Genomic DNA, 17,480 nt, shown 5'->3' with positions numbered 1-17,480 from the left:
CAGTTTTTCATCACGCCCCCTGACTTTTCCGTTAATGATATTAAGCAACCTATCCCGGATTACAGAACACAAAGGCGGCGACCGGATCGTGCCCTGCCCCGGCAAGATCAATGCGATTCAGGTCAAAGATGGCAAGATCTGCCATCATGCCTGGCGCAATGGCACCCACATCATTACGGTTAAGCATTTTCGCCCACTTACTCCAGTACCTGACATACTTCAGCCATCATATCTGAACAGCCACTCGAGGCTAAGCCATCTTCACCCATACCGACATGTACGCCGGCATCACACATATGCCGTAACGGCGCAATTCCCGAGACAAGCCGCATGTTTGAGCATGGACAATGCGCGACGCCAGCCCTGGTGTGCGCAAAAAACTCAATACCATGCTGATCCAGTTTGACCCAGTACGTGCCACACATTCCAATCAACCCAGCCGAGGTCATCAACATGCTGCGCTGGTGTCATATGAATTTTTTGCGGCTATGCCACATATGCTGTTTATTCTCCGCCAGATGGGGATGCATAGAAACGTTGAAGCTGCATGCCAGCGCAACGGACTGCTTCATCAGCTCACGACTGAGTGAGCACGGCGCACATGACACAATCACGATACGTAACATCGAAATGTGACTTTCATCGTGGCAGTACTGAATCACACAGGCTGCGTGTCTATCATAATTGCGGCTTTATTCTCTACCAGTGCGTCGGGCGGCTGGCCACCCAGGGATTTACTAACGCTCATGCTGCCCCGGCTCGCATGGAAACCATGCCCATTAAGACTGCAGTTTCATCAATATGGGTCGTTAAGTTTACAGCCATTAGAGTAGGCACAAAGGTGGTTATTGATGGTGGTGCAGCCAAAGAACATTAACCCGGCCATTAAGATCGGCGTGGAGATATGACTCATCTCGGGCGTCAGATTCTGCCACAGTGGGTGAAGGCAGGTCAGCCAGTTAAAAAACTCATCATTTGGTACTGCAGGAATCGTGCGGGTCAGACTCTGTTACATGTGATGATGCGTATTGATTAGACCCTGAATAACAATGTGGCTTAGCAGACCGATAATCTCATCCGCGCTATCGGGTATCGAGCCTGCTTCCCCTAACGCCACGATCTGATTTCATTTGTTCAGAATGCTTGTATTGAATATATCCCAACTGTCGACATCCATGCAGACCACGCATCCGGCGTTGTTTAGTAACAGAGTTCGTTCCATGCTATTGCCTGTGTGTTGTGGTTGTGTGCGACATGATAGTAGCGGCAAACTTTTGGCTAAGCTAATAGTAGGTAATAGCTCGTAATACAGCTAACAGTAGTAATTTCAACATTGACCGGCGTAAGCGGTCATGACTCTCCATTTTCACGGCACATTTCCTTGTACAGTTATGATAAATGCGGCATCTATAGTCCGGCCCTTCCAGGCTACATAGCCTGAAGAGTCGCAGCTTAATCCTCGCAAGCCATTAAATTTTTGAGCAACATCAAACCTGCATGGTCACAGGCACAATGGATCAGGTATGAGTAAGAGGCAAAAAAAAACCCCCTGCCGAAGCAGAGGGTTTCCTCAGAAAAAACAATTCTTATTACAGAACCGCTTTCTCGATTACGCGAACCAGGGTCCAGGATTTAGTCTTGGACAGTGGACGGCATTCGCGGATTTCAACCACGTCACCAATTCCACATTCATTGTTCTCGTCATGGATGTGCAGCTTGGTCGTACGTTTAATGAATTTGCCGTAGATCGGGTGTTTCACGAAACGTTCGATAGCAACAACTGCAGATTTCTGCATTTTGTCACTTACTACACGACCCTGCAGAGTACGGATTTTATCGGTCATTACGAACCCGCCTTCTCAGTCAGTAAAGTCTTAACGCGTGCAACATCACGGCGAACCTGTTTCAGCAGATGAGTCTGCTGCAGTTGGCCAGATGCTGCCTGCATGCGCAGGTTAAATTGCTCACGCAGCAGATTAAGCAGCTCAGTGTTCAGCTCTTCAACGCTTTTTTCACGCAGCTCAGTTGCTTTCATTACATCACCGTCTTAGTTACAAAGGTGGTTTTGATAGGCAGTTTTGCTGCTGCCAGCTTGAATGCTTCACGGGCCAGCTCTTCTGGTACGCCGTCCATTTCATACAGGACTTTACCAGGCTGGATCAGGGCAACCCAATACTCTACGTTACCCTTACCTTTACCCATACGCACTTCCAGCGGCTTCTCGGTAATCGGTTTGTCCGGGAATACTCGGATCCAGATCTTACCTTGACGCTTAACTGCACGGGTCATAGCACGACGTGCTGCTTCGATCTGACGAGCAGTCAGACGACCACGGCCAACAGCTTTCAGACCGAAAGTACCGAAGCTGACATCCGTACCCGCAGCCAGACCGCGGTTACGGCCTTTATGCACCTTACGGAATTTCGTACGCTTTGGTTGTAACATCAGCGACTCTCCTTACTTACGGCCTTTACGCTGCTGCTTTTTAGGTTGAGCAGCCGGTTCCGGTTGTTCAACAGCAGCCATACCACCCAGGATCTCACCTTTGAAGATCCATACCTTAACGCCGATTACACCATAAGTGGTGTGCGCTTCAGAGGTGTTGTAGTCAATGTCAGCACGCAGTGTGTGCAATGGCACGCGACCTTCACGATACCATTCGGTACGTGCGATCTCAGCGCCACCCAGACGGCCGCTAACTTCAACTTTAATCCCCTTCGCGCCAAGACGCATGGCGTTCTGAACCGCACGCTTCATAGCACGACGGAACATAACACGACGCTCCAGCTGTGAAGTGATGCTGTCAGCTACCAGTTTCGCGTCCAGTTCCGGCTTGCGGACTTCGGCGATATTAATCTGTGCAGGAACGCCAGCGATTTTCGCGACGACCGTGCGCAGTTTTTCTACATCTTCGCCTTTCTTACCGATAACGATGCCCGGACGAGCGGTGTGAATAGTCACACGAATGCTCTTCGCTGGACGCTCGATAACGATACGAGAGACAGATGCTTTAGCCAATTCTTTTGTCAGGAACTGACGTACTTTAAAATCGCTGTCCAGGTTGTCAGCGAATTCGTTGGTGTTCGCAAACCAGGTAGAGTTCCATGGTTTTACAATACCCAGGCGAATACCATTAGGATGTACTTTCTGACCCATTGCTAGTCTCCAGAGTCTCAGCGATCGGACACAACCACAGTAATGTGGCTGGTGCGCTTCAGGATGCGATCTGCACGACCTTTGGCACGCGGCATAATGCGTTTCATGGTCGGACCTTCATCTACGAAAATTTTCGTGATTTTCAGATCGTCGATATCAGCGCCATCGTTGTGTTCGGCGTTAGCAATGGCAGATTCCAGGACCTTCTTAACCAGTACAGCCGCTTTCTTATTGGTGTAGGTTAAAATATCCAGAGCCTGCGACACTTTCTTACCGCGAATCAGGTCCGCAACCAAGCGTACCTTCTGGGCAGAAGAACGAGCATGGCGATGTTGAGCAATAGTTTCCATCTCTTCCTCCTACTTATTTTTTCTTGGCTTTTTTATCAGCCGCGTGACCGCGATAAGTACGTGTCGGCGCGAATTCACCCAGTTTGTGACCAACCATTTCGTCGGAAACAAAGACAGGAACGTGCTGACGACCATTATGGACAGCGATGGTCAAACCGATCATGTTAGGAAAGATCGTTGAACGACGGGACCAAGTGCGCAAAGGCTTCTTGTCACCGCTTTCCACCGCTTTCTCTACCTTCTTCAGCAAGTGCAGGTCAATAAAAGGACCTTTCTTGAGAGAACGTGGCATGGCTTATCCTCTAATATTATTTGCTACGGCGACGTACGATAAATTTATCAGTACGCTTGTTGCTACGGGTCTTCTTACCTTTGGTCTGAACGCCCCACGGAGTTACCGGGTGCTTACCAAAGTTACGACCTTCACCACCACCGTGCGGGTGATCAACTGGGTTCATCGCGGTACCACGAACGGTCGGACGAACACCACGCCAACGGGCTGCACCAGCTTTACCCAGAACGCGCAGCATATGCTCAGCGTTGCCGACTTCGCCCAGTGTTGCGCGGCAGTCAGACTCGACTTTACGCATTTCACCTGAACGCAGACGCAGGGTAACGTAAGAACCTTCACGTGCAACGATCTGCACGTAAGCACCGGCTGAGCGAGCAATCTGACCGCCTTTGCCCGGTTTCATTTCTACGTTATGCACGGTTGAACCCACCGGGATGTTACGCATCGGCAGAGTGTTACCTGCTTTGATCGCAGCATCAACGCCAGATTGAATCTGGTCGCCGGCTTTCAGGCCTTTAGGGGCCAGGATGTAACGGCGTTCGCCGTCTTTGTACAGAACCAGTGCGATGTTCGCAGAGCGGTTCGGATCGTACTCAAGACGTTCAACAACTGCCGGGATACCGTCTTTGTTGCGTTTAAAGTCAACAATACGATAAGCCTGCTTGTGACCACCACCAATATGACGGGTAGTGATACGACCATTGTTGTTACGGCCACCGGATTTGCTGTTTTTTTCTACCAGCGGGGCAAATGGTTTGCCCTTGTGCAGCTCCGCGTTTACCACTTTAACTACATGGCGACGACCCGGAGATGTCGGTTTACATTTAACAACTGCCATTGTCTTTCTCCTCCGACTTACTCAGCGCCGCCAGCGAAGTCCAGATTCTGGCCTTCTTTCAGGGTGACGTAAGCTTTTTTCCAGTCGCTACGACGACCGATACGCTGTCCTTGACGCTTAACTTTGCCCTTAACTACCAGGGTGTTTACGTCTTTAACTTCTACTTCGAACAGTTTCTCAACAGCAGCAACGATCTCTGCTTTGGTCGCGTCATTAGCAACTTTGAGAACGATGGTATTGGTTTTTTCCATCGCGCTAGATGCTTTTTCAGATACGTGCGGCGCGCGCAGTACTTTCAGCAGACGTTCTTCACGGATCATGCCAGCATCTCCTCAACTTGCTTAACTGCATCAGCAGTCATAACGACTTTGTCGAAGGCGATCAGGCTAACTGGGTCGATACCGGATGCATCACGCACATCAACCTTGTACAGGTTACGCGCAGCCAGGAACAGATTCTCATCCAGTTCACCAGTGATGATCAGCACGTCTTCCAGAGCCATGTCTTTCAGTTTCTGTACCAGCAGCTTGGTTTTCGGTGCTTCTACAGCAAATGATTCGACAACGATCAGACGATCTTGACGTACCAGTTCGGACAGGATGCTTTTCAGCGCGCCGCGGTACATCTTTTTGTTAACTTTTTGACTGTGGTCCTGCGGCTTCGCAGCAAAGGTCACGCCACCTGAACGCCAGATTGGGCTCTTTACAGAACCTGCACGCGCACGGCCGGTGCCTTTTTGACGCCATGGCTTTTTGCCTGAACCGGTTACTTCGGCGCGAGTTTTCTGCGCACGAGTACCCTGGCGGGCGCCAGATGCGTAAGCAACAACAACCTGGTGAACCAGCGCTTCGTTGAAATCACGACCGAAGGTAGTTTCGGAAACAGTCAGCGCGCTCTGCGCGTCTTTCAATACTAATTCCATTGCTATCCCCTTACGCCTTCACAGCTGGTTTAACGATCAGGTCGCTACCGGTAGCACCGGGAACTGCACCTTTAACCAGCAGCAGGTTGCGCTCAGCGTCAACACGTACTACGTCCAGACTCTGAACGGTTACGCGCTCATTACCCAGCTGACCTGCCATTTTCTTGCCTTTGAACACTTTGCCCGGAGTCTGGTTCTGACCGATAGAACCCGGAACGCGGTGAGACAAGGAGTTACCGTGAGTAGCGTCCTGGGTACGGAAGTTCCAGCGCTTAACGGTACCGGCGAAACCTTTACCTTTAGAGGTACCGGTTACGTCAACTTTCTTAACTTCAGCGAAAATCTCAACGCTGATGCTCTGACCCACAGAGTATTCGTCACCTTCAGCAGTGCGGAATTCCCACAGGCCACGGCCAGCTTCAACGCCAGCTTTAGCAAAATGACCAGCTTCAGGTTTGGTCACACGGTTTGCTTTTTTAGCACCGGTGGTAACCTGAATTGCCTGGTAACCATCGTTTTCCAGACCTTTGACCTGGGTAACGCGGTTCGCTTCAACTTCGATTACGGTGACGGGGATAGAAACGCCATCTTCAGTGAAGATGCGGGTCATGCCCACTTTTTTACCGACTAAACCAATCATTGTTTCAACCTCTTAATCGCTCGATGACCTGATTAACCCAGGCTGATCTGCACGTCAACACCGGCAGCCAGATCCAGACGCATCAGAGCATCAACGGTTTTTTCAGTTGGCTCAACGATGTCTACCAGACGCTTGTGAGTGCGGATTTCGTACTGATCACGCGCATCTTTGTTAACGTGCGGAGAGATCAGAACGGTAAAACGCTCTTTGCGGGTTGGCAGCGGGATTGGACCACGAACCTGCGCACCAGTGCGCTTGGCGGTCTCAACGATTTCCGCGGTTGATTGATCGATCAGACGATGATCAAACGCTTTAAGACGGATACGGATTCTTTGGTTCTGCATGAGACCAGAGCTCCAAACTTTTTATAGACGAAAAAAATTACTACTCGAGCCCATTACGATTGATGGGAGAGTGTAATCGTTCAGCATATAACTCCACAATTGGGAGTATTGTCAGGCGGCCTAAATTTCAGCCGTCTGCGATTCTGCTCGAATCGCGCCTGCAATATCTGCAGGCCCGCGCATTATACGTAAATCTGTTCAGGAAGCAACCCGCGTTTAGTTTTTACCCATCAAATAGTGGACGGTTGTTGAGGCACCTGTCGCATAACATTGCCATGTAGCTGATAAATCGTGTATTCGGTTGTGAAGCCATTTCCGCCTTTCTTCACTCATAGATGACACAAAGCTGAAAGCCGATAAGAGTGCTCGTAACCTTTTGGCCGGAGCTTGATCATGTCCCTAATCCTTATCATTCAGATGACTGCACTTGCTGGCGGAGGTGCCCTGGGAAGTTTTCTTTCTCTGGCCTGCGAACGCTTTGCGCCCGCCCTCTCACCTGCTCAATGGTTTACTGCATTTTGCTTTCCCGGTTCACGATGTGATCATTGCCAGCAGCGCCTGTTGTGGCGCGATGCTCTGCCACTAATAAGCTGGCCACACTTAAAAGGACAGTGTCGCTTCTGTCAACATCCTTTCGGCGCAGGAAGCTTTATCATTGAATGGCTGTTCGCAATACTATGCTTGCTGGTACTGCAAAGTTTTGACCAACCAGCAGACTCTATTTTCATTATCATTGCCTCGAGCCTGCTGTTACTTATAGCTGTCATCGATGGTCGCCACTTCTGCATACCAGACCCACTCAACTATCTTCTGCTCTGGCTCGGATTGCTCCATGCCACAATGACCGGAACCGCAACAGCGGCGATATGGGGCGCCATGGCGGGCTACTGTGCGTTATGGCTGCTTGCCTGGAGCTATCTACACGTTCGGGGGTATGAAGGATTAGGTTATGGTGATATTAAGCTCTTCGCAGCGTTAGGTGCCTGCTGCGGCTGGCAGGCATTACCGTGGATTGCGCTGGGTGCCACCTTACTGGCGCTAGCGGCGATCGTGATATTGCAGCTGCGGGGTTTCATTCAGGGGGACAGCCCGCTGCCGTTTGGCCCTTTCCTGGCTATTGCGGGCTGGGTAATGGTCGTGCTCCAGACCCGATTCACTCTTCTTTAATCTGAGCCTGCAGATAGTTCTGGATGCCCATTTTCTGGATTAACTCAAGTTCTGTCTCAATCCAGTCAATGTGATGCTCTTCATCAGCCAGGATTTCAATCATCATGTCACGACTGACATAATCATGAACTTTGTCAGCATAGGAGATGGCTTCACGAAGATCCTTAGCACCTTCCAGCTCCAGATTCAGGTCTGAACTCAGCATCTCCTCAACGTCTTCACCGATCCGCAAACGTCCCAGATCCTGAAGATTTGGAATGCCTTCAAGAAAAAGAATGCGCTCAATATATTTGTCGGCATGTTTCATCTCATCGATTGATTCATGGTATTCAACGTCATTGAGGCGCGTCAGACCCCAGTTTTTGAACATGCGTGCATGCAAAAAGTACTGATTGATAGCAACCAGTTCATTTCCAAGCAGTTTGTTGAGATGACTGATAACTTTGATATCGCCCTTCATTGTTAACCCTCCACGTCTGGTTTATTAGAGCGTAGATGCGGTTAAAAAGAAGTCAAAAAAACGCGACAGAAATTGTGGGTATTCACGCACCGATCGTCGGTCAGGCTATCTCTTTGTAGAGTGGTGCATGCTGCATCTCTTCATCCATAATTTCACGCGCAGCGCGAACGCATTTGCCGCATTGCTTGCCGACCGGCACAAGCTGGCGCAGTTGCTGAATAGATTTGGGCTGATAGCGACGCACAACTTCACGAAGGGTTTTATCACTGATGGCATTACACAGGCAGACGTACATTGATTAATCACTCGGGTACATTTTCTGTACACAGAGTAAATAAGAATCATTTTTATTTCAAACCCACGTTTTGCAGGGTTATGCCCATCTTCAGACCAAAAAAAAGAGCACCGGAGTGCTCTTTTTACTGTGTTGCAGTGGCCATTTGCACGACCACAGCAGATATCACAATTATGCGATAACTTTAGCAACAACACCCGCGCCAACGGTACGGCCACCTTCGCGGATTGCGAAACGCAGACCTTCGTCCATTGCGATTGGGTGGATCAGGGTAACAACCATTTTGATGTTGTCGCCTGGCATGACCATTTCAACGCCTTCTGGCAGCTCGACTGAGCCGGTTACGTCAGTTGTACGGAAATAGAACTGTGGACGATAGCCTTTGAAGAACGGAGTATGGCGACCACCTTCGTCTTTAGACAGAACGTAAACTTCTGACTCAAACTGGGTGTGTGGCTTGATTGAGCCTGGCTTAGCCAGAACCTGGCCACGCTGGATGTCTTCACGCTTGATACCGCGCAGCAGAACACCACAGTTTTCGCCTGCCTGACCCTGGTCCAGCAGCTTACGGAACATCTCAACACCGGTACAGGTTGATTTCGCAGTATCTTTGATACCCACGATTTCAACTTCGTCGCCGACTTTAACGATGCCGCGCTCAACACGACCGGTAACAACAGTACCACGGCCAGAGATTGAGAATACGTCTTCGATTGGCAGCAGGAACGGCATGTCGATCGCACGCTGTGGTTCTGGGATGTAGTTGTCCAGATGCTCAGCCAGCTCGATGATTTTCGCTTCCCACTCAGCTTCGCCTTCCAGCGCTTTCAGGGCAGAACCACGAACGATTGGGGTATCGTCGCCTGGGAAGTCATATGCTGACAGCAGGTCACGCACTTCCATTTCTACCAGTTCCAGCAGCTCTTCATCATCAACCATGTCACACTTGTTCAGGAACACGATGATGTAAGGAACGCCAACCTGACGACCCAGCAGGATGTGCTCACGGGTCTGTGGCATCGGGCCATCAGTCGCTGCAACAACCAGGATCGCGCCGTCCATCTGCGCAGCACCGGTGATCATGTTTTTCACATAATCGGCGTGGCCTGGGCAGTCAACGTGCGCGTAGTGACGAGTCGGGGTTTCATACTCAACATGTGAAGTGTTGATGGTGATACCACGAGCTTTCTCTTCTGGTGCGTTATCGATCTGATCGAATGCACGAGCCTGGCCGCCGTAAGTTTTAGACAGTACGGTAGTGATAGCTGCAGTCAGGGTGGTTTTACCGTGGTCGACGTGACCGATGGTGCCCACGTTTACGTGCAGTTTGTTACGCTGAAATTGCTCTTTCGCCATGGCGATAATTCCTTACGTTGTGCCTTCACCATCTGGGTGAAGGCATCAGTTCAAATTTAAACCGTAGCTTATTTGCTACGAGCTTCAATAACGGCCTGCGCTACGTTGTTTGGCGCATCGTCATACTTCAGGAACTCCATGGAGTAAGAAGCACGACCTTTGGTCAGAGAACGCAGCTGAGTTGCGTATCCGAACATCTCAGACAACGGAACTTCAGCGTGAATCTGAACGCCAGTAGCGTTAGATTCCTGCCCTTTGAGCATACCACGACGACGGCTAAGGTCACCGATGACATCACCCGTGTTCTCTTCTGGCGTTTCAACTTCAACCTTCATGATAGGCTCAAGCAGAACAGGTGTCGCTTGTTTAAAGCCCTGTTTGAAGGCAAGAGACGCGGCCAGTTTAAACGCCAGTTCTGAGGAGTCGACATCGTGGTAAGAACCGAAGTGCAGACGCACGCCCAGGTCCACAACCGGGTAACCAGCCAGAGGGCCTGATTTCAGCTGCTCCTGGATACCTTTGTCAACCGCAGGGATGTATTCACCAGGAATCACACCACCTTTGATGTCGTTGACAAATTCGTAGCCTTTCGGGTTCGAACCTGGCTCCAGTGGGTACATGTCGATAACAACATGGCCATACTGACCACGACCACCAGACTGCTTGGCGTGTTTACCTTCAACATCGGTAACTTTGTTGCGAATCGCTTCACGGTAAGCAACCTGTGGTTTACCCACGTTTGCTTCAACGTTGAACTCACGCTTCATACGGTCAACGATGATGTCGAGGTGCAATTCACCCATACCGGCGATGATGGTCTGGTTAGATTCTTCATCAGTCCATACGCGGAATGATGGGTCTTCTTTTGCCAGACGGCCCAGAGCCAGACCCATTTTTTCCTGGTCAGCTTTGGTTTTTGGCTCAACGGCGATAGAGATTACCGGCTCCGGGAACTCCATGCGCTCAAGGATGATGACGTTATCTGGGTCACACAGGGTGTCACCAGTGGTCACATCTTTCAGGCCAATCGCAGCTGCGATATCACCCGCACGAACTTCTTTAATCTCTTCACGCTTGTTAGCGTGCATCTGAACGATACGGCCCAGACGCTCACGGTTTGACTTAACCGGGTTGAACACGGTGTCACCCGTGTTAACAACACCAGAGTAAACGCGGAAGAAGGTTAAGTTACCCACGAACGGGTCGGTAGCGATTTTGAACGCCAGTGCAGCAAACGGCTCGTTGTCATCAGAGTGACGAACAGCCGGCGTGTCTTTACCGTCGTCCAGCATACCGTTGATCGCGGTAACGTCAGTCGGTGCTGGCAGATATTCAACAACTGCATCCAGCATCGCCTGAACACCTTTGTTCTTAAATGCAGAACCACAGGTTACCAGGATAATTTCGTTGTTCAGAACACGCTTACGCAGAGATGTTTTGATCTCTTCTTCAGTCAGTTCTTCACCACCGAAGAATTTCTCCATCAGCTCATCAGAGCCTTCAGCAGCGGCTTCAACCAGCTTCGCATGCCATTCTTCAGCCAGTTCCTGCATATCAGCTGGAATATCTTCGTAGACGAAGGTTACACCCTGGTCTGCGTCGTTCCAGTTGATTGCTTTCATTTTCACCAGGTCAACAACACCGGTGAATTTCTCTTCTGCGCCGATAGCCAGCTGCAGAGGAACTGGAGTTGCGCCCAGACGAACTTCCATCTGTTTAACAACTTTCAGGAAGTTAGCACCCATGCGGTCCATTTTGTTAACGAACGCAATGCGTGGAACTTTATATTTGTTAGCCTGACGCCATACGGTCTCAGACTGTGGCTGAACGCCACCAACTGCACAGTAAACCATTACCGCGCCATCAAGCACACGCATAGAACGTTCAACTTCGATGGTGAAGTCAACGTGTCCTGGGGTGTCGATGATGTTGATGTGGTGTGGTTCAAACTGCTTGGCCATACCAGACCAGTAACAGGTGGTCGCAGCGGAAGTGATGGTAATACCACGTTCCTGTTCCTGCTCCATCCAGTCCATGGTTGCTGCACCGTCATGTACTTCACCGATTTTGTGGTTTACACCGGTGTAGAACAGAACGCGTTCGGTAGTGGTAGTCTTACCGGCGTCGATGTGCGCACTGATACCGATATTACGGTAGCGGGCAATGGGTGTTTTACGAGCCATTTGATTCCTCTGATTCTCGGACGTTCAAGGTAAGTCGACCCCAGCGGGTTGGCTGATTGAGCGCCCGCTGGTTTAACAACTACGTGGTGATTACCAACGGTAGTGTGCGAACGCCTTGTTGGCTTCTGCCATGCGGTGAACGTCTTCACGTTTCTTAACTGCTGTACCTTTGTTCTCTGCAGCATCAGAAAGTTCGTTCGCCAGGCGAAGAGCCATTGATTTATCACCGCGTTTACGAGCAGCATCTACGATCCAGCGCATTGCCAGAGCATTACGACGAACCGGACGGACTTCTACTGGTACCTGATAAGTAGAACCACCAACGCGACGTGACTTAACTTCGACAGTCGGACGCACGTTTTCCAGGGCTACTTCAAAAGATTCCAGAGCGTTTTTACCTGAACGCTGAGCCAGGGTCTCAAGCGCGGTATAAACGATTGATTCTGCAGTAGATTTTTTACCATCTACCATCAGGATATTTACAAATTTGGCCAGCAGCTCTGATCCGAACTTAGGATCTGGCAGAATTTTACGCTGACCAATGACGCGACGACGTGGCATGGAAATACTCCGTTGTTAATTCAGGATTGTCCAAAACTCTATGAGTTTATTTTGACATTTAATTTAAAACGTTTGGCCTTACTTAACGGAGAACCATTAAGCCTTTGGCTTCTTCACGCCGTACTTGGAGCGAGCCTGCTTACGGTCTTTAACACCTGAGCAGTCAAGCGCGCCACGAACGGTGTGGTAACGCACACCTGGCAGGTCTTTTACACGACCGCCACGGATCAGGATCACGGAGTGTTCCTGCAGGTTATGACCTTCACCACCAATGTAGGAGGTAACTTCAAAACCGTTGGTCAAACGCACACGGCAGACTTTACGCAGTGCGGAGTTTGGTTTTTTAGGAGTGGTGGTGTACACACGCGTACAAACGCCACGTTTTTGCGGGCAAGCTTCCAGCGCCGGCACGTTGCTCTTTGCAACTTTGCGGACGCGTGGTTTGCGAACCAGCTGGTTAACTGTTGCCATTAAATAGCTCCTGGATTTGCTTTTGCTTCGTAAACACGTAATAAATCGCCTCGTAGAATTACGAGGAGGCAGAATTTTAGGGCTGCGTCAAAGGGGTGTCAAGAAATAACCAGGTTTTCGCTGATTACCAGATCATTTGTTGCTGATGCCTGATCGTTAGCGTGACAAACCCAGTATAGTCTACTGACTGCACGCTGGTCGAAATTTGCCCAGCGAGACCGCGAGCCTGAACATCTTCGTCCAGTACCCACAGCGTCGCGTCACACTCTGAGAACCGCATCAATGCGCCACTGCCCGCCAAGGCAGCTAGCACGCCATCCTGCAGAAGCAGCACGTCATCGCCCGCACCTGCCATTAAAAGCAGGGTCTCAAGATCACAGTGTGCCGGTGAGTGCAGTAAGGTATGCAGCATTAACGTCTCTTAAAAAGTAAGAATGCGATCGTAGCGGGCCAGAGTCTGCCGCAGTTCCGCCGCATCCAGTAGCGTAACATCCAGCAACCGGTCAGCGTCAACCTCTAATCCACGCGCTATCAGCGATGTCCGGCAGAGATAGCAGTGTTCAATCTCATACAGGGCCAGCACGCCAAAGGTCGCGGCATAGTGACGGCTCTTAATCGTCTCAGGTTGCTGGTGCAGATTAAGCTGCAGCACGCCATCACCAATAAAAAATAAGCCGATATCTTCACTGAGTGCGCCCGTGGCCAGCGCGGCATCCAGCCCCTCACGCCCTGCGCTGCTGCCGTGCGGCGCCCGGGTAAAGACAAACGCTACCCGATTCATCAGAACTGCACCATGCGTTCACAGCTCAGCGCGGCTTCCGCCAGTGCGCCTAACCCACTCAGAGTAAAGCCGGGCTGCAGGTTACTACCCGCCAGCTGAAGTCGTGCCGCTTCATGCGAGTCGCTAACACCACGCCGTAGCGCGGCCGCCACACAGATGTTCAGAGCCACGCCCTGCTCCTGATGTAATGTCTGCCACGCACGCACCAGATCAAATTCATCACTGGCCGGCGTAGTCAGCTGGTTAGCATTCAGCACCCCTTCTCGATAGAAGAATACGCTGTCAAGCTGATGGCCCGACGTCAGCAGTGCGCGGGCAAACAGATATGCGCTGGTTGCCTGTTGCGTACCGTACGCCGGGCCGGTCACGAGCAGGGTGTAACGCATTACCGGTCATGTCCCTGAAAGTCGCCATTTTTAAACTGGCGGATATAGAGATAGACGGTGTGTTTCGAGATGTTCAGCCGATCGGCTACCTGGTTGATGGCATCCTTAATGTCGAAAATCCCCTTCTCGTACAGGTTCAGCACAATCTGACGGTTCTTGGCATTGTTCGATACATTACGGTCAGCACTCACCTCTTCAATGGTGAACTCCAGCGTCTGCATCACCAGATCGTCTACCGAGCTGGCGAAGTTAACGTTGGAGTCAACCTGCGGCATCTCGGGTGGCATAAAGGTCGACATAATCTGTGAGAACGGCACATCAAGGTTCATGTTGATGCAGAGCAAGCCAATGACTCGTTGCTGACGGTTACGAATCGCAATGGTGACCGATTTCATCAGCACGCCGCTTTTGGCACGCGTGAAATAGGCTCGGGAAACATTACTGTCCGCTCCATGCATATCATGCAGCATACGCAGGGCTAAATCGGTAATAGGGGAACCGACTTTACGGCCAGTGTGTTCACCATTGGCGATACGCACTGCTGAACATTTAAGATCTTCAAGTGAATGCAGGACAATTTCACAATGCGAACCGATCAACATCGCCAGGCCATCTACGACAGCCTCGTACGATTTCAGAATATCGTAATCAATTTGTTCGAACGGGCGCTGCTCCAGAAGATCGAAGTCACTTAGTTCACCCGGATTGAATGGATTAGACATTGAAGAGTATCACCCTGTATGGCTGGAGCCTGTCGCAGCGGCTTATGGGCAGACTCAATATTGGGATAATTAGGCAGGCATTAGTCTGGCAAATGTCGTCGCCTTAAGCCAGAGGTTTGTCGTGAAGCCGAAATGTAACCGCCGCCAGAAGGCGGCGGTCAGCAGATTATTGCGCTTTTTCTGCAGCAGCAGGCGCAGGAGCCTGTGCTTTATCATCTGCCTTTGGCGCGGGTTTGATATCAAGCAGCTCAACATCAAACACCAGTGTGGAGTTAGCCGGAATGCCCGGGACCCCATTTTTGCCGTAAGCCAGCTGCGGTGGGATTACCAGCTTGATCTTGCCGCCTTTCTTCACATGCTTCAGACCTTCAGTCCAGCCCGGGATGACACCATCCAGACGGAATGAGAGTGGCTCGCCACGGGTATAAGAGTTGTCGAATTCAGTACCGTCAATCAACGTACCTTTGTAGTTTACCACTACAGTATCGCTGTCTTTAGGTGCGTCGCCGGTACCCTCTTTCTCAACTTTATATAGCAGACCGCTTTCGGTTTTCTTCACACCGCTCTCTTTCGCAAATTTGGTTGCGTAAGTTTCGCCCTTCTCGGCGTTCTCTTTCGCATCTTTTTCCATTTTCGCTGAGGCTGCGCCTTTCACGCGCCCTTCAAAGGATTGTAGCGTCTGCTCAATCTCTTGATCCGAGAGTTTGCTCTTACCGCCAAATGCATCCTGAACACCAGCAATCAGCTGCTGCTTATCCAGTTTGATGCCCAGTTTTTCCTGCTCCTTCAGAGAGTTGTCCATGTAGCGACCCAGTGAAGCACCCAGCGCGTAAGCAGACTGCTGGTCTTCATCTTTGAAGGCAGCATTTTTTGGAGCCTGAGGTGCGGACTGTGGCGCAGCGGCTGGTGCAGCCTGTGGTGCCGCAGCAGTATCTGCCGCCATTGCCAGCGGAGCATTTAGCGCAACAGCCATGGTGGTAGCTAACAATGTGACTTTAAACAGTGATTTCATCCATTCTCCAAAACCGAAGCGTCTAACCTCGGGAAACATTGCGGACTTCAGGGCCCACACTATAACTTTACGTGGCAGTGTCGAACACTCCCACAATGTAATTACCCGGTCTACCTCCGACCTTTATAACATCGGGAAGTTTCATCAGAGTTGATGCCGCGCTGCCTTTTTTCAAGCGCAACGCCTTCGATCGTGAAAAAAACAGGTGATTCCTGGCATTCAGGTCGTAGAATCACGCCCCGAGTCGCACCTTAACAGAGGAACAGGTCATGCAACAATCTGAGTGGGAACAGCGTCTGGAGACGTTAGAGAGTAAACTGGCCTTTCAGGAAATGACTATCGATCAGCTGAACAGCGCGGTCGTTCAGCACGAGCTGGAGATGAACAAGATGCGTGAACAGATGCGCATTCTAACCGACAAGCTCAAAGCGAATGCGCCATCAATAGTCGCCTCACAGTCTGAAGAGACACCACCACCACACTACTGATAGCGGGATTTCTGGTCCACTGCTCACCCAGGCATGACCAGAATGATCGCCAAAAGAAAGGCCACCCGGAGGTGGCCTTGAAAGGTCTGTTGAGACTTAGTGGCTGCAACCGCAACCGCCAGTACCACAACCGCCTTTACCGTGATCATGGTCGTGAGCATGGTCATGGTCATGATGATGGCCATCTGCACCGTGAACATGGCCATGAGCCAGTTCTTCCGGCGTTGCTTCGCGGATAGCAACCACTTCAACGTTGAAGTTCAGGTTCTGACCCGCCAGCATGTGGTTACCATCAACCACGACATGATCATCTTCCACTTCGGTAATTTCTACCGGCACCGGGCCCTGATCGGTCTCTGCCAGGAAGCGCATGCCAACCTGCAGTTCATCAACGCCCATGAAGACGTCTTTAGGGACACGCTGCACCAGGTTGTCGTCATACTGGCCGTATGCATCATTTGCTGGGATATGCACATCAAACTTGTCACCGGCAATGTGATTTTCCAGCGCATTTTCCAGACCAGAAATCAGGGAACCATGACCGTGCAGATAGTCTAACGGTGCGCTCACCGGTGACTCGTCAACTAACACGCCGTCTTCTGTACGTACCTGATAGGCCAGGCTTACCACCAGGTCTTTTGCTACTTTCATGATATCTCCTAACCGTTGAGAGCTGAGATCCTGTCTCATTGGTCTATTCTTGCGTGCAATAACACCAACCAGAAAGGTTCGGGCTGGGTACAAGAGGGATTTCACTTTCTCTTGCGACCCCAGACTTACTGGCGTCAATTGTAACGGAATTCAATCCCGCTGTAAGTTTAAGCGTAAAAAAAGCTGCGTCATTGCGCTATTCAGGATGGAAAATGCCGATAACCTGCTCATTCGTGCGAACCTGATCGCGCGCCTGCTTATCCACCTCACGCATCTGGTGACCACACTTCACACATTCCACCACATCGACATTATTTTCACGCCACATCGCCAGCGTGTCCTTCTCCTGACAGTTCGGACATGTCGCACCGGCAATAAAACGTTTACGCATTAGATTCTGCCTGT

General features: G+C 50.7%; 29 protein-coding genes. 3 read left to right on the top strand and 26 right to left on the bottom strand.

The genetic code is table 11. The features are described 5' to 3' along the window. Positions 1-49 precede the first annotated feature (49 nt). Entirely contained in the window at positions 50-187 is a 138-nt protein-coding gene (locus WFO64_RS13475; protein ID WP_337012454.1) for a hypothetical protein, read from the bottom strand. A 10-nt stretch (positions 188-197) separates the two neighbouring features. Next, positions 198-425 (bottom strand): amidohydrolase family protein, encoded by a 228-nt coding sequence (locus WFO64_RS13470; RefSeq protein WP_337012495.1) that lies wholly within the window; start codon positions 423-425, stop codon positions 198-200. Here WFO64_RS13470 and WFO64_RS13465 point away from each other — a divergent pair. Then, the gene (locus WFO64_RS13465) at positions 348-590 is read left to right on the top strand and encodes a hypothetical protein (protein WP_337012501.1); all 243 of its coding nucleotides are present in this window, start codon (positions 348-350) and stop codon (positions 588-590) included. The two genes, WFO64_RS13470 and WFO64_RS13465, sit on opposite strands and share 78 nt — an antisense overlap. A 999-nt stretch (positions 591-1,589) precedes the next feature. On the opposite strand, the gene rpsQ is transcribed toward WFO64_RS13465, so the two are convergent. Genes rpsQ through rpsJ form a run of 11 tightly spaced genes read right to left on the bottom strand, consistent with a single transcriptional unit; the run spans position 1,590 to position 6,542 of the window. Beyond that, positions 1,590-1,844: a 30S ribosomal protein S17 gene (gene rpsQ / locus WFO64_RS13460; protein ID WP_003850147.1), complete on the bottom strand. Its 255-nt coding sequence runs from the start codon at positions 1,842-1,844 to the stop codon at positions 1,590-1,592. Then, positions 1,844-2,035 carry a 50S ribosomal protein L29 gene (gene rpmC / locus WFO64_RS13455; protein WP_003850146.1) on the bottom strand — a complete coding sequence of 64 codons (192 nt, stop codon included), beginning with the start codon at positions 2,033-2,035 and terminating at the stop codon, positions 1,844-1,846. The genes rpsQ and rpmC overlap by 1 nt, the downstream gene beginning before the upstream one ends. After that, positions 2,035-2,445 (bottom strand): 50S ribosomal protein L16, encoded by a 411-nt coding sequence (gene rplP, locus WFO64_RS13450; protein WP_008927134.1) that lies wholly within the window; start codon positions 2,443-2,445, stop codon positions 2,035-2,037. Before rplP ends, rpmC begins: the two co-directional genes overlap by 1 nt. 12 nt (positions 2,446-2,457) lie before the next feature. Then, a complete protein-coding gene (rpsC, locus tag WFO64_RS13445) occupies positions 2,458-3,156 on the bottom strand; it encodes a 30S ribosomal protein S3 (RefSeq protein ID WP_008927135.1) in 699 nt (232 codons plus the stop codon). Between the two features lie 17 nt (positions 3,157-3,173). After that, positions 3,174-3,506: a 50S ribosomal protein L22 gene (gene rplV, locus WFO64_RS13440; protein WP_046289651.1), complete on the bottom strand. Its 333-nt coding sequence runs from the start codon at positions 3,504-3,506 to the stop codon at positions 3,174-3,176. Between the two features lie 13 nt (positions 3,507-3,519). Continuing rightward, complete coding sequence (gene rpsS / locus WFO64_RS13435) at positions 3,520-3,798, bottom strand: 30S ribosomal protein S19 (protein ID WP_001138115.1); 279 nt, start codon at positions 3,796-3,798, stop codon at positions 3,520-3,522. Positions 3,799-3,814: 16 nt separating this feature from the next. Further along, positions 3,815-4,636 carry a 50S ribosomal protein L2 gene (rplB, locus tag WFO64_RS13430; RefSeq protein ID WP_008927137.1) on the bottom strand — a complete coding sequence of 274 codons (822 nt, stop codon included), beginning with the start codon at positions 4,634-4,636 and terminating at the stop codon, positions 3,815-3,817. 17 nt (positions 4,637-4,653) lie between these two features. Next, complete coding sequence (gene rplW / locus WFO64_RS13425) at positions 4,654-4,956, bottom strand: 50S ribosomal protein L23 (protein ID WP_003850708.1); 303 nt, start codon at positions 4,954-4,956, stop codon at positions 4,654-4,656. Then, the gene (rplD, locus tag WFO64_RS13420; protein ID WP_003850711.1) at positions 4,953-5,558 is read right to left on the bottom strand and encodes a 50S ribosomal protein L4; all 606 of its coding nucleotides are present in this window, start codon (positions 5,556-5,558) and stop codon (positions 4,953-4,955) included. The genes rplW and rplD overlap by 4 nt, the downstream gene beginning before the upstream one ends. Before the next feature lie 10 nt (positions 5,559-5,568). Continuing rightward, positions 5,569-6,198, bottom strand: a complete 630-nt coding sequence (gene rplC, locus WFO64_RS13415; protein ID WP_337012452.1) for a 50S ribosomal protein L3 — start codon at positions 6,196-6,198, stop codon at positions 5,569-5,571. A gap of 32 nt (positions 6,199-6,230) precedes the next feature. Then, positions 6,231-6,542, bottom strand: a complete 312-nt coding sequence (gene rpsJ / locus WFO64_RS13410; protein WP_001181005.1) for a 30S ribosomal protein S10 — start codon at positions 6,540-6,542, stop codon at positions 6,231-6,233. A 393-nt stretch (positions 6,543-6,935) separates the two neighbouring features. On the opposite strand from rpsJ, the gene WFO64_RS13405 reads away from it, so the two are divergent. Then, positions 6,936-7,709 carry a prepilin peptidase gene (locus tag WFO64_RS13405; protein WP_337012450.1) on the top strand — a complete coding sequence of 258 codons (774 nt, stop codon included), beginning with the start codon at positions 6,936-6,938 and terminating at the stop codon, positions 7,707-7,709. Here the strand turns inward: WFO64_RS13405 and bfr are convergent. The 11 genes from bfr to fkpA form a co-directional block, all read right to left on the bottom strand. Next, positions 7,696-8,169, bottom strand: coding sequence for a bacterioferritin (gene bfr / locus WFO64_RS13400; RefSeq protein ID WP_013359241.1), 474 nt, complete (start codon positions 8,167-8,169; stop codon positions 7,696-7,698). The genes WFO64_RS13405 and bfr overlap by 14 nt on opposite strands. Positions 8,170-8,269: 100 nt before the next feature. Beyond that, positions 8,270-8,464, bottom strand: a complete 195-nt coding sequence (bfd, locus tag WFO64_RS13395) for a bacterioferritin-associated ferredoxin (protein ID WP_337012448.1) — start codon at positions 8,462-8,464, stop codon at positions 8,270-8,272. Between the two features lie 171 nt (positions 8,465-8,635). After that, the gene (gene tuf / locus WFO64_RS13390; RefSeq protein WP_105099977.1) at positions 8,636-9,820 is read right to left on the bottom strand and encodes an elongation factor Tu; all 1,185 of its coding nucleotides are present in this window, start codon (positions 9,818-9,820) and stop codon (positions 8,636-8,638) included. A gap of 68 nt (positions 9,821-9,888) precedes the next feature. Further along, positions 9,889-12,003 carry an elongation factor G gene (gene fusA / locus WFO64_RS13385; protein WP_337012445.1) on the bottom strand — a complete coding sequence of 705 codons (2,115 nt, stop codon included), beginning with the start codon at positions 12,001-12,003 and terminating at the stop codon, positions 9,889-9,891. A 90-nt stretch (positions 12,004-12,093) separates the two neighbouring features. Next, on the bottom strand, positions 12,094-12,564 hold the full coding sequence (rpsG, locus tag WFO64_RS13380) for a 30S ribosomal protein S7 (protein WP_003852909.1): 471 nt from the start codon (positions 12,562-12,564) through the stop codon (positions 12,094-12,096). A gap of 96 nt (positions 12,565-12,660) precedes the next feature. Next, on the bottom strand, positions 12,661-13,035 hold the full coding sequence (rpsL, locus tag WFO64_RS13375) for a 30S ribosomal protein S12 (RefSeq protein WP_003852912.1): 375 nt from the start codon (positions 13,033-13,035) through the stop codon (positions 12,661-12,663). A 124-nt stretch (positions 13,036-13,159) separates the two neighbouring features. Beyond that, positions 13,160-13,447 carry a sulfurtransferase complex subunit TusB gene (tusB, locus tag WFO64_RS13370; RefSeq protein ID WP_337012443.1) on the bottom strand — a complete coding sequence of 96 codons (288 nt, stop codon included), beginning with the start codon at positions 13,445-13,447 and terminating at the stop codon, positions 13,160-13,162. A 9-nt stretch (positions 13,448-13,456) separates the two neighbouring features. Next, positions 13,457-13,816, bottom strand: coding sequence for a sulfurtransferase complex subunit TusC (gene tusC, locus WFO64_RS13365; RefSeq protein WP_337012441.1), 360 nt, complete (start codon positions 13,814-13,816; stop codon positions 13,457-13,459). Further along, a complete protein-coding gene (gene tusD / locus WFO64_RS13360; RefSeq protein ID WP_337012439.1) occupies positions 13,816-14,202 on the bottom strand; it encodes a sulfurtransferase complex subunit TusD in 387 nt (128 codons plus the stop codon). Before tusD ends, tusC begins: the two co-directional genes overlap by 1 nt. Next, a complete protein-coding gene (locus tag WFO64_RS13355) occupies positions 14,202-14,924 on the bottom strand; it encodes a helix-turn-helix transcriptional regulator (protein WP_337012437.1) in 723 nt (240 codons plus the stop codon). Before WFO64_RS13355 ends, tusD begins: the two co-directional genes overlap by 1 nt. Before the next feature lie 166 nt (positions 14,925-15,090). Beyond that, entirely contained in the window at positions 15,091-15,936 is an 846-nt protein-coding gene (fkpA, locus tag WFO64_RS13350) for an FKBP-type peptidyl-prolyl cis-trans isomerase (RefSeq protein WP_337012435.1), read from the bottom strand. Between the two features lie 269 nt (positions 15,937-16,205). Between fkpA and WFO64_RS13345 the strand changes: the two genes are divergently transcribed. Then, on the top strand, positions 16,206-16,424 hold the full coding sequence (locus WFO64_RS13345) for a SlyX family protein (protein WP_010253031.1): 219 nt from the start codon (positions 16,206-16,208) through the stop codon (positions 16,422-16,424). Positions 16,425-16,520: 96 nt separating this feature from the next. On the opposite strand, the gene slyD is transcribed toward WFO64_RS13345, so the two are convergent. Beyond that, on the bottom strand, positions 16,521-17,075 hold the full coding sequence (gene slyD / locus WFO64_RS13340; protein WP_337012433.1) for a peptidylprolyl isomerase: 555 nt from the start codon (positions 17,073-17,075) through the stop codon (positions 16,521-16,523). A gap of 196 nt (positions 17,076-17,271) precedes the next feature. Further along, positions 17,272-17,466, bottom strand: a complete 195-nt coding sequence (locus WFO64_RS13335; protein WP_337012431.1) for a YheV family putative zinc ribbon protein — start codon at positions 17,464-17,466, stop codon at positions 17,272-17,274. Positions 17,467-17,480: the final 14 nt, after the last annotated feature.

This window comes from Pantoea sp. AS142 (genome assembly GCF_037152305.1).
Classification (GTDB): Bacteria; Pseudomonadota; Gammaproteobacteria; order Enterobacterales; family Enterobacteriaceae; genus Pantoea.
Note: the sequence above shows the minus strand (reverse complement) of the source record. Positions and strands in the feature narration are given on the sequence as shown.

What these genes read in the sequence shown, in the direction of transcription:
- WFO64_RS13475 (WP_337012454.1), bottom strand. Translation starts at nt 187, where the DNA reads ATGCTTAACCGTAATGATGTGGGTGCCATTGCGCCAGGCATGATGGCA.
- WFO64_RS13465 (WP_337012501.1), top strand. Translation starts at nt 348, where the DNA reads ATGCGCGACGCCAGCCCTGGTGTGCGCAAAAAACTCAATACCATGCTG.
- WFO64_RS13470 (WP_337012495.1), bottom strand. Translation starts at nt 425, where the DNA reads ATGTGTGGCACGTACTGGGTCAAACTGGATCAGCATGGTATTGAGTTT.
- rpsQ (WP_003850147.1), bottom strand. Translation starts at nt 1,844, where the DNA reads ATGACCGATAAAATCCGTACTCTGCAGGGTCGTGTAGTAAGTGACAAA.
- rpmC (WP_003850146.1), bottom strand. Translation starts at nt 2,035, where the DNA reads ATGAAAGCAACTGAGCTGCGTGAAAAAAGCGTTGAAGAGCTGAACACT.
- rplP (WP_008927134.1), bottom strand. Translation starts at nt 2,445, where the DNA reads ATGTTACAACCAAAGCGTACGAAATTCCGTAAGGTGCATAAAGGCCGT.
- rpsC (WP_008927135.1), bottom strand. Translation starts at nt 3,156, where the DNA reads ATGGGTCAGAAAGTACATCCTAATGGTATTCGCCTGGGTATTGTAAAA.
- rplV (WP_046289651.1), bottom strand. Translation starts at nt 3,506, where the DNA reads ATGGAAACTATTGCTCAACATCGCCATGCTCGTTCTTCTGCCCAGAAG.
- rpsS (WP_001138115.1), bottom strand. Translation starts at nt 3,798, where the DNA reads ATGCCACGTTCTCTCAAGAAAGGTCCTTTTATTGACCTGCACTTGCTG.
- rplB (WP_008927137.1), bottom strand. Translation starts at nt 4,636, where the DNA reads ATGGCAGTTGTTAAATGTAAACCGACATCTCCGGGTCGTCGCCATGTA.
- rplW (WP_003850708.1), bottom strand. Translation starts at nt 4,956, where the DNA reads ATGATCCGTGAAGAACGTCTGCTGAAAGTACTGCGCGCGCCGCACGTA.
- rplD (WP_003850711.1), bottom strand. Translation starts at nt 5,558, where the DNA reads ATGGAATTAGTATTGAAAGACGCGCAGAGCGCGCTGACTGTTTCCGAA.
- rplC (WP_337012452.1), bottom strand. Translation starts at nt 6,198, where the DNA reads ATGATTGGTTTAGTCGGTAAAAAAGTGGGCATGACCCGCATCTTCACT.
- rpsJ (WP_001181005.1), bottom strand. Translation starts at nt 6,542, where the DNA reads ATGCAGAACCAAAGAATCCGTATCCGTCTTAAAGCGTTTGATCATCGT.
- WFO64_RS13405 (WP_337012450.1), top strand. Translation starts at nt 6,936, where the DNA reads ATGTCCCTAATCCTTATCATTCAGATGACTGCACTTGCTGGCGGAGGT.
- bfr (WP_013359241.1), bottom strand. Translation starts at nt 8,169, where the DNA reads ATGAAGGGCGATATCAAAGTTATCAGTCATCTCAACAAACTGCTTGGA.
- bfd (WP_337012448.1), bottom strand. Translation starts at nt 8,464, where the DNA reads ATGTACGTCTGCCTGTGTAATGCCATCAGTGATAAAACCCTTCGTGAA.
- tuf (WP_105099977.1), bottom strand. Translation starts at nt 9,820, where the DNA reads ATGGCGAAAGAGCAATTTCAGCGTAACAAACTGCACGTAAACGTGGGC.
- fusA (WP_337012445.1), bottom strand. Translation starts at nt 12,003, where the DNA reads ATGGCTCGTAAAACACCCATTGCCCGCTACCGTAATATCGGTATCAGT.
- rpsG (WP_003852909.1), bottom strand. Translation starts at nt 12,564, where the DNA reads ATGCCACGTCGTCGCGTCATTGGTCAGCGTAAAATTCTGCCAGATCCT.
- rpsL (WP_003852912.1), bottom strand. Translation starts at nt 13,035, where the DNA reads ATGGCAACAGTTAACCAGCTGGTTCGCAAACCACGCGTCCGCAAAGTT.
- tusB (WP_337012443.1), bottom strand. Translation starts at nt 13,447, where the DNA reads ATGCTGCATACCTTACTGCACTCACCGGCACACTGTGATCTTGAGACC.
- tusC (WP_337012441.1), bottom strand. Translation starts at nt 13,816, where the DNA reads ATGAATCGGGTAGCGTTTGTCTTTACCCGGGCGCCGCACGGCAGCAGC.
- tusD (WP_337012439.1), bottom strand. Translation starts at nt 14,202, where the DNA reads ATGCGTTACACCCTGCTCGTGACCGGCCCGGCGTACGGTACGCAACAG.
- WFO64_RS13355 (WP_337012437.1), bottom strand. Translation starts at nt 14,924, where the DNA reads ATGTCTAATCCATTCAATCCGGGTGAACTAAGTGACTTCGATCTTCTG.
- fkpA (WP_337012435.1), bottom strand. Translation starts at nt 15,936, where the DNA reads ATGAAATCACTGTTTAAAGTCACATTGTTAGCTACCACCATGGCTGTT.
- WFO64_RS13345 (WP_010253031.1), top strand. Translation starts at nt 16,206, where the DNA reads ATGCAACAATCTGAGTGGGAACAGCGTCTGGAGACGTTAGAGAGTAAA.
- slyD (WP_337012433.1), bottom strand. Translation starts at nt 17,075, where the DNA reads ATGAAAGTAGCAAAAGACCTGGTGGTAAGCCTGGCCTATCAGGTACGT.
- WFO64_RS13335 (WP_337012431.1), bottom strand. Translation starts at nt 17,466, where the DNA reads ATGCGTAAACGTTTTATTGCCGGTGCGACATGTCCGAACTGTCAGGAG.